Here is a 9,495-nt window from a genome sequence, read left to right as displayed (position 1 = left end):
GACTTATATTTTAAAAATTAATAAATTTTTAAAATATAATAAAAAAAGAGCTTCATACATTTGTATGAAGCTAAAAAATATGAACATATTCCAAAACATTTTTTCCAATTAACAAAATCGTTACCAATAAAAATAAAGTTCGAACATATCCAACACCTTTTTGCACTGCAAACTTAGATCCGAAATACGCTCCTAAAATCATTGATAATCCCATAATAATGCCGTATTCAAAATGAATAATATCTAAAAATAAAAATGTAATTAAAGATACAATATTACTAACAAAATTCAAAAGTTTTCCAGATGCAGCTGCTTGAATAAAATCCAAACCAATTAATAAAAATGCAAAAATTAAAAATGAACCTGTCCCCGGACCAAAAAATCCATCATAAAATCCTAAGCTTAAAATAACGAAGAAAAACATTAATGTTTTTCCCTTTGTCATCTTTTTATAAGTAGACACGCTGCCCCAATCTTTTTTCACAATAATATAAATCGCAATAAATACCAACATAATAAGTACCAGTGGTCGTAAAATATCAGGTGGAATAAATTTCACCACTAAAGCTCCCGCAATTGCTCCAATAATAGTTAACGGGATTAACTTTCCTACAATACGAAAGTTAACCTTTCCTGAACGAATAAAATAAATCGTACTTGTAAGCGCCCCCATCGTTGCAGCCAGCTTATTTGTTGCAATTGCCGAAGCAGGTGATAACCCCACAAACATAAGTGCAGGAAGTGAAATTAATCCCCCGCCTCCCACAACTGAATCAATAAATGCAGCCAAAAAACCAAAAGCAACGAGTAATACAATAATCTGTAAACTTAACTCATCCATGTCTTTTCTCCTTACCCCTTTTTGTTCACAACATTAAAAATTATAACAAAATTACAGAAGAAAAAAAGCCGTTCCGGAAAGGAACAGCTTTTTTTCTTAATCTAAAATTTTCACAAATGGTTCATCCTGCTTCGCCTCACGTACAATAATTGCTTCTGGACGTTCAATCGACTTAATCGTTACCTGTACTTTCATATAATTTGGAAAGTATGCCATAACTTGTCCTGCTACATATTGTGTAAAACCAATGATTTCTGCTTTCCCATTAAATTGAACAGGAATCTCAAGCTTCATCTCTTTTAATTCATCATCTTTATAAAATCCTGTACCAACAACTGCTGTGTAGTCTCCTTCAAAGTACTCTGCTAAATTTGTCTTAAAATTGTCTATCATTGCAGAATCTTCACGTTTATCCGTTTTTGCGTCTGCAGAAGGGAATAAGTAATACTTTTCATTAATTGGTTTCCAGCTGTCAATTGTATCGCTACCTTTATCGGCTTTTGCATAAGATACAAAGTGCCCTGGTACAAGCGACGACTTTGGCCCTTGTCGATAAATCGCAAATGTAATTGGAACATTTTTCGCCTCTGGATTTTTCTGTAACACTTTCAAGATTTCTTGCGCCATTGGTTTAGCCTGTTTTAATGTCTCTTCTTCACTAATTTCCGTCTCACGTGGATATCCATTTTCTTGGTTATAATAATGAACTGAGTTCATCGCTAGCCCGATAACTATTCCGCTTAATTCAACCTCTTTATTCCCTTTTCCTTTTGGAACATAGTAGTCATGTTCTAAAATATTCGAAAGGTAGATTGGCTTTTTCTTGTTTCGTACTTCTAATGACTCTGGTCCAGCATCTAATTCTGGATTCAAACCAATATTAGGAAGTTTATCAGCTTCTTTTTTTCCAAGCTTTTCTTCTAATTCTTTCTGTTCTGCATCTGTACGTTTTCTCTTCACAAGCATTTGAACGGTTTGTGCATCTAAAATTTTACCGCCGCTAAATAAATAATCTTTCGTACTAAATGACTCTTTCGCAATACGCATTAATCCTGTTTCAAACTCATCTATATCTAAACGACTATTTAATCCTTGTACAACTAAGCCACGTGCATTTCCTTTTTTAAATGGAACTGTCGTTTTATAGTAATCATCAGAAATAGAATATTTCGGAACAATCGCTTGTTCTTTTGATTTACTACCTGATTTTTCAACAACTTTTTCATCTTTTTTTATTCCTGCGCTACTACATCCGCTTACAAGTAACCCAAGACTTAATATCGCTAATGCTATTTTTTTCATGGTAAGTTTGCACCTCTTACTTATTCAGCTCTTGTAAGAACCTCTCTTCATTCCAAACCTCAATATTATGTTTCTCTGCCTGCGCCAATTTCGACCCCGCCGCTTCACCTGCGACAACTAGATCTGTACTCTTACTTACACTTCCTGTTACCTTACCGCCTAGCTCTTCAATCTTTTTCTTCGCTTCGCTTCGTCCCATAACCTCTAGTTTTCCTGTTAGGACAATCGTTTTTCCAGCAAAGTAAGATGCAATATTTTGCAAGTCAGCACGCTTTATACCTTTGTAGGTCATGTTAACACCGTACTCTTTAAACTGCTGTAACAATTCTAACACGTCTTCATTATCGAAGTACATGACAATTGATTGGGCCATTTTTTCACCAATCTCATTAATTGCTTTCAACTCTTCCTCTGTTGCTTTGACAAGCTCATCCATTGTTTCAAAGTGTTCAGCTAACGTACGAGCTGCTTTCGCTCCAACATGACGAATACCTAGCCCAAATAATAATCGCTCTAATGAATTTTCCTTAGAAGCCTCGATTGCTTGTACTAGATTCGAAGCTGATTTTTCACCGAAACGTTCTAATTGTAACAACTGTTCTTTCGTTAATGAATACAAATCTGCAAATGTCCGAATATAATTTGCTTCAAAGAGCTGTGTAATCACACGTTCTCCAAGTCCATCAATATTCATTGCATTACGCGAAACGAAATGAATGAGTCCTTCCCTGATTTGAGCCGGGCACGCTGGGTTAATGCAGCGAAGAGCGACCTCTTCTTCTAGACGAACAAGTTCACTATCACAAGCTGGACAATGCGTTGGCATACGGTACTCTTCTTCTTCCCCAGTACGCTTGTCAAAAATAACGTTAACAACTTCAGGAATAATATCTCCAGCTTTTTTCACAACAACATAGTCGCCAATTCGAATATCTTTTTCACGAATTAAATCTTCGTTATGCAAAGATGCACGGCGGACAATTGTTCCAGCTACCCGAACTGCTTCTAATTCAGCAGTTGGCGTCACAACACCTGTGCGTCCTACACTTAATTCAATACCTATTAACCTTGTTACAACTTCTTCTGCCGGAAACTTATAAGCAATTGCCCAGCGCGGACTCTTTGCTGTTGTTCCTAGACTTTCTTGCAGTGCAACATCATCTACTTTAATTACAATTCCATCAATCTCGTAGTCAAGATTTGGACGCTTTTCTTGCCACTCTTCTACATAAGCAATTACGTCTTCAATTGTTTCACATGTACGACGGTTTGGATTTGTTTTAAATCCAAGTTCACCTAAGAAGTCTAATGACTCACTATGAGATGCAATCGTTTTTTCTTTCACATCTGCAAGCCCATACACAAACATAGAAAGATTACGCTTCGCTGCAATTTTTGGATCAAGCTGACGCAGTGATCCTGCCGCAGCATTACGTGGATTTGCAAAAACAGCTTCCCCATTTTGTTCTTTCTCTTCATTTAATTTTACAAATGAGCGCTTTGGCATATATGCCTCGCCTCGCGCTTCTAATGTTACTTCTTCTGTTAAACGAAGAGGAATCGCTTTAATTGTTTTTAAATTTTGCGTAATATCTTCACCAGTTACGCCATCACCGCGTGTGGCTCCTTGAATGAAACGTCCTTTTTCATAATGAAGGGAAACCGCAAGACCGTCAATTTTTAGTTCACATATATATCTTACATTTGCACCATCAATTCCTTGACGTACTCTGCGATCAAAATCACGTAAGTCACCTTCGTTAAACGCATTTCCTAAACTTAACATCGGTGATTGATGTGTTACCTTTTCAAATATATCAAGCACTGCTCCCCCAACACGGACGGAGGGAGAGTCTTCTGTTAAAAACTCTGGGTTTTCTGCTTCTAATTTTATAAGCTCCTGCATATTACGGTCATATTCCGCATCAGAAACAGAAGGATTGTCTAATACATGATATTGGTAATTAAATGTATTTAAAATATCACGAAGTTCTTCTATGCGCTGCTTTGCTGCTTCTTTTGACATATCCTCATTCCTTTCCTATTGTTTCGTTACAGGTGCAAACTTCGCTAATAAACGTTTAATACCGATTGGACTTGGAAATGCAATATCTAATTCTTTTGCATCGCCTTCACCTTTTACACTCACAACTGTACCAACTCCCCATTTTTGATGGGATGCTTTATCACCTACTGCCCAGCCAATCTGCTCTCCTCCTGTTGTTTTCACAGTTGGACGCACAATTGCTGAACGAGAACGTGTTGTTGTAGCTGTCGTTCTTGTTTTTGCACCAAATGTTTCTCGTTTTGGTTTCGTCTCATTTAATGGCTCAAGTAATTCTGTAGGAATTTCTGAAATAAATCGAGATGCTGCATTCATATTTGTTCTACCGAATAAAGTACGCATTTGGGCATTCGATAAATATAACTCTTCTTCCGCACGAGTAATACCTACATAAGCGAGGCGGCGTTCTTCTTGCATTTCATCTTCTTCCATAAGAGAACGAGTATGCGGGAAGACACCTTCTTCTAAACCAATAATAAAGACAACTGGGAATTCCAGTCCCTTTGCCGAGTGCATTGTCATTAAAATAACTTCTTCACCCGCAGTTGGGTCCTCATCCACGCGATCAATATCTGCAACAAGTGCTAAATCTGTTAAGAAAGCAACCAGACTCTTATCTTCACTTTGTGATTCAAATGTTTGCGTAACAGATAAAAACTCGTCTAAGTTTTCTAATCGGCCTTCAGATTCTAAAGTTCGCTCATTTTTCAACATATCACGATAGCCTGTTTTTTCGATTACTTCTTCTACTAATTCTGTAACAGATAAGTATTCTTGCATATTTACCCAGTTGTGTAATTGACTCGCAAATTCCTTTACTGCTTTTGTGATTTTTGCACTTACTCCAACATGTTCAATTTCATCCATTACAGCAGTTAGTGAGATTCCATTTTGCACGCCGTAATTAATAATTTTATCAATGGACGTGGCACCGATTCCTCGTTTTGGCATGTTAATAATACGCGCAAAGCTAATTTCATCATCTGGATTCGCAATTAAACGCAAATATGCCAAAATATCTTTAATCTCTTTACGATCATAGAACTTAATACCGCCCACGATTTTATATGGGATATTCGATTTCAAGAAAATCTCCTCGACCATACGAGACTGCGCATTCGTACGATACAACACTGCAAAATCAGTATATTTCCGGTTACCCATTTGAATTTCATCACGAATCTTTTTTGCAACAAAATACGCTTCATCTTTTTCTGTTGCAGCACGGTAATACGAAATCTTGCTTCCGATTTGATTGTCGGTCCATAATTTTTTCGGTTTACGATTTGAATTATTTTCAATCACAGCATTGGCCGCATTTAAAATATTTTGTGATGAACGGTAATTTTGCTCTAACAAAATAACCTGTGCGTTTTCATAGTCTTTTTCAAATGACAAAATGTTAGAAATGTCCGCACCGCGCCAACGATAAATCGATTGGTCAGAATCACCGACAACGCACAGATTTTTAAACCGTGCTGCCAGTTTATTTACAAGAATGTATTGCGCTTTGTTCGTATCTTGATACTCATCCACATGAATATATTGGAATTTACGCTGATAAAACTCCAATACTTCTGGAACACGTTCAAATAAATGAATCGTTGTCATAATTAAATCATCAAAATCTAATGAGTTATTTTTCAGAAGACGTTTTTGATATTCTGTATATACATCACTTGTCAATTTCTCAAAAGGATCAGCAATAGAGATTTGCTTTGCATATTTATCAGCGGATAACAATTCATTTTTTGCATTGCTAATACCAGCTAAAATAGAGCGTGGATCAAATTTCTTTGGATCAATGTTACGCTCTTTCATAATTTTCTTCACAACAGTAAGTTGATCACTTGCATCTAAAATCGTAAAATTACGATTAATTCCGATACGATCAATATCACGTCGTAAAATACGTACGCACATCGAGTGGAACGTAGAAATCCAAATATCCTCTGCTTCCGGCCCAACAAGCGTATCGATACGCTCACGCATTTCACGAGCTGCTTTATTTGTAAAAGTAATGGCTAATACATTCCACGGTGCTACTCCTTTTTCACCAAGTAAGTATGCAATACGATGTGTTAGCACACGCGTCTTACCACTACCTGCACCTGCCATTAATAAAAGTGCTCCATTTGTTGTTTGTACTGCCTTTTGTTGCTGCGGATTTAAACCGTTCAATAATCGATCTGTTATACTCATATGTGCCTTCACCTACTCTCCTTTTACAGCTTTTACTGTTTGTAACGCCGCTTTTATATCCTCATAAATTATATTTCCAACTACAACTGTATCAGCGTATTGTGCCATTTCTTTTGCTTCTTTTGCACTTGAAATTCCGCCGCCATAATACAGTTTTGCTTGTTGCAACTCTGCTTTTACATTTTTAACGAGTTCAACATCTCCATAAGTACCACTATATTCTAAGTAGAAAATCGGTAAATTCAAAAGTTTATCCGCCATACGCGCGTATGCAATCACATCATCTTCTGTTAAATCACATTTTGCTTCTGTAAGCTTTGCTACTTTCGCTTCTGAATTTAAAACACAATATCCTTCCATGAAGATTTCATCCCAGTTCATAATATCCCCAAACTCTTTCAATGCCTCATGATGAACTCCCGTGATCCATTCTACTTTTCGGCTATTTAAAACACTTGGGATATAATAAAAATCAAATCCTGGTGTAAGAGCTTCAAGATCAGAAACCTCTAATACACAAGGAACTGTATATCTACGAATGCTTGCAAGCATGTGTAATACATTATCAATTGTTACTCCATCACTTCCGCCTACAATCACTGCGTCTGTTCCAGATTCACAAATCATTTCTAAATGTTCATCGCTCAATTCTTTATTAGGATCAAGCTTAAATACATGTTTCCACTGTGAAATATCGTACATGAAAACACCCTTTCTTTTTTTCTAATCACCTATATCTTTAAAAAGAAAATCAAGAAATATAAAGATTATCTTGACTGGACTTTTTAAACTTCCTTTTACAATATACGTTTAAAAAGGAGGATCTAGAGAACCGAGCAGTTCGAGGCGCTGCAGCCAGGAGGACACGGAGTGTAGCTATACTACATGAGTACCGGACTGACAAAGCAACGAAGAAATGCGAAGGTTATCTTGACCGGACTTTTTAAACTTCCTTTTATGCATTCTTACATTATAACAAAAAAAGACACCTATACACACGTCCAATCCAACATCTTTTTTACCGTCAAATGTTGGATTACATATCGCAAAACTTACACGGAATAATAAGAAATGAAATAGTCTTTTTTCTATTTCTAAACCAATGAAAAAAGGAGTGTTTTTCTGATGAAGCACAACATCGGTACACTGAATGCCCTAATTCGAATTACACTCGGGGTTGTCCTGTTAGGTTGCGGCACAGCTAAGCTCGCACGCCAGCCACGCTGCACTTGGTCTAAAGTTCTGCTATGGTTTGGTGCAATGAGAATTGCAGAGGGAATTGTTCGTTTCTGCCCTATTACTGAAGCATGTAAGTTTGGAAAATATATGAATATGAGTGCATTCAAAATACCTGGCATGGATTTTAGTAACAAGGGACATGCTAATGAAGAAGTAAATCATACTTCCAGTCATGACACACAAAAGTCAAAAGGAAGTTATGATGCTTCTGACAAAGAGATTGAGTCAGCGATTGAAGAAGCAATTCTGGCGAAACCGCTTTGAATCATTTGTCAAAGAGACTTAGCTGCTGCAGTGGGTGGCTAAGTCTTCTTTATTTTACCACAAAAACAGAACTAATGTTCTTATTTTGATTTCACTTTTCTAAAAGATTTTTCATTCTTATTCAAATCACCATAAAATTGAAACGAATAATTCTTAATAAAGCGTTTTTTCAAAAAATCGGTATTATTCCCCTTGTTTTCTATGATATAAAAGTGATATCATTTTTATATCAGGGAGGCGATTATATGAAAGAAAAACAAGTGTTTTACGTAAACGGTTTTCTAGGTATTATTGGTCTTTTCGTTTTAGCAGGTATCGGTGTATTTTTCCTTGTACAAGAAATATTTGTAGCAGCTATTCCGTTTCTTATTTTAGCTGTAGTTCTTGGAACAGGTATTGGTATTGTTCAACCAAACCAGGCAAAAGTAATCACATTTTTCGGTAACTATTTAGGCACAATTCGTGAAAATGGCCTATTTTTAACAGTTCCATTTGCATTTCGCCAAACCGTTTCACTACGCGTGGAAAACTTTAATAGTAAAAAATTAAAGGTAAACGATGTCGAGGGGAATCCAATTGAAATTGCAGCTGTTGTTGTTTATAAAGTTGTCGACTCAGCAAAAGCAATCTTCGGTGTTGAGCATTATGATGCATTCGTAGAAATTCAAAGTGAAACAGCAATCCGTCACGTCGCAACAAAATATCCTTATGATAATTTCCAAGATGATAATTGCATCACACTACGCGGAAATTCTAAAGAAATCTCTGAGGAATTAAAACGTGAATTAGAAGCACGCTTAGAAATCGCTGGTGTAGAAGTATTAGAAACTCGCTTAACACATTTAGCTTATGCAACAGAAATTGCACATGCAATGCTACAGCGTCAACAAGCGAAAGCCGTATTAGCTGCACGTAAAGAGATTGTCGAGGGTGCTGTTCAAATGGCGAAAGACTCCATTCAAAAATTAGATGAAGATGGCACACTTGATTTAGATGATGAACGTAAAGCAAATATGGTTAACAACTTATTAGTTGCCATTGTTTCAGATAAAGGTGCACAACCAGTTATTAATGCAGGAAGTCTCTACTAAAGGTTGTAGGTAATCATGGCTAAAAAGAAAAGCTTTCCATTACGTATTGATCCTGAATTACACGCAGTCATCGAAAAATGGGCAAATGATGAATTTCGCAGCGTCAACGCACACATCGAATATTTACTTCGAGAAATGGCAAAGCAAAAAGGAAAACTAAAAAAAGATAAAGATGCCTAAGCAAAGAAGACCACTGAGATTTTAGTGGTCTTTTCTAATCATTTATGAAAATATAAGTACCATATTTCGGCTCATGATTCACCATACAAGTCGCTGCTATGAAGAATAAAACATGACCTGCACTCGCATTCTCCCTTTGTTTTCACCCTTGCAGGTGGCAGAAAAAGGCCTTGACCGCTTCTATGCATGGCCAGATGCTCTCTCCCACCTAAAAAGAGGGGTTTTATGTCGGTTTTTTAATTGATGTATATATAGAAAAAATGGGAGTTTCCCATCAGATACTCCCACACTGCTTCAATTCTTAATCTTAT

The 9,495-nt window shown here is 36.6% G+C and carries 8 protein-coding genes; 3 read left to right on the top strand and 5 right to left on the bottom strand.

The genetic code is table 11. The annotated features are described in order from the left end of the window. Positions 1-70: 70 nt before the first annotated feature. From V7183_RS04335 to V7183_RS04315, 5 genes are all read right to left on the bottom strand, one after another. Positions 71-841, bottom strand: coding sequence for a TSUP family transporter (locus V7183_RS04335; RefSeq protein WP_335358795.1), 771 nt, complete (start codon positions 839-841; stop codon positions 71-73). 96 nt (positions 842-937) lie between these two features. Continuing rightward, positions 938-2,143, bottom strand: a complete 1,206-nt coding sequence (locus V7183_RS04330; RefSeq protein ID WP_335358794.1) for a CamS family sex pheromone protein — start codon at positions 2,141-2,143, stop codon at positions 938-940. Positions 2,144-2,159: 16 nt separating this feature from the next. After that, positions 2,160-4,169 (bottom strand): NAD-dependent DNA ligase LigA, encoded by a 2,010-nt coding sequence (gene ligA / locus V7183_RS04325; protein WP_335358793.1) that lies wholly within the window; start codon positions 4,167-4,169, stop codon positions 2,160-2,162. Positions 4,170-4,184: 15 nt separating this feature from the next. Further along, the gene (gene pcrA / locus V7183_RS04320; protein ID WP_335358792.1) at positions 4,185-6,410 is read right to left on the bottom strand and encodes a DNA helicase PcrA; all 2,226 of its coding nucleotides are present in this window, start codon (positions 6,408-6,410) and stop codon (positions 4,185-4,187) included. A gap of 12 nt (positions 6,411-6,422) precedes the next feature. Then, complete coding sequence (locus tag V7183_RS04315) at positions 6,423-7,112, bottom strand: heptaprenylglyceryl phosphate synthase (RefSeq protein WP_335358791.1); 690 nt, start codon at positions 7,110-7,112, stop codon at positions 6,423-6,425. A 423-nt stretch (positions 7,113-7,535) separates the two neighbouring features. Here V7183_RS04315 and V7183_RS04310 point away from each other — a divergent pair, with 423 nt between their 5' ends. The 3 genes from V7183_RS04310 to V7183_RS04300 all read left to right on the top strand — a co-directional run bounded on the left by V7183_RS04310 (position 7,536) and on the right by V7183_RS04300 (position 9,184). Then, positions 7,536-7,913 (top strand): YgaP family membrane protein, encoded by a 378-nt coding sequence (locus V7183_RS04310; RefSeq protein ID WP_335358790.1) that lies wholly within the window; start codon positions 7,536-7,538, stop codon positions 7,911-7,913. A gap of 245 nt (positions 7,914-8,158) precedes the next feature. Then, positions 8,159-9,004, top strand: coding sequence for an SPFH domain-containing protein (locus V7183_RS04305; protein ID WP_335358789.1), 846 nt, complete (start codon positions 8,159-8,161; stop codon positions 9,002-9,004). A 15-nt stretch (positions 9,005-9,019) separates the two neighbouring features. Next, a complete protein-coding gene (locus V7183_RS04300) occupies positions 9,020-9,184 on the top strand; it encodes a toxin-antitoxin system HicB family antitoxin (RefSeq protein ID WP_001085171.1) in 165 nt (54 codons plus the stop codon). Positions 9,185-9,495: the final 311 nt, after the last annotated feature.

Origin of the sequence: Bacillus sp. JJ1127 (genome assembly GCF_036965845.1) — a bacterium.
GTDB lineage: Bacteria > Bacillota > Bacilli > Bacillales > Bacillaceae_G > Bacillus_A.
Note: the sequence above shows the minus strand (reverse complement) of the source record. Positions and strands in the feature narration are given on the sequence as shown.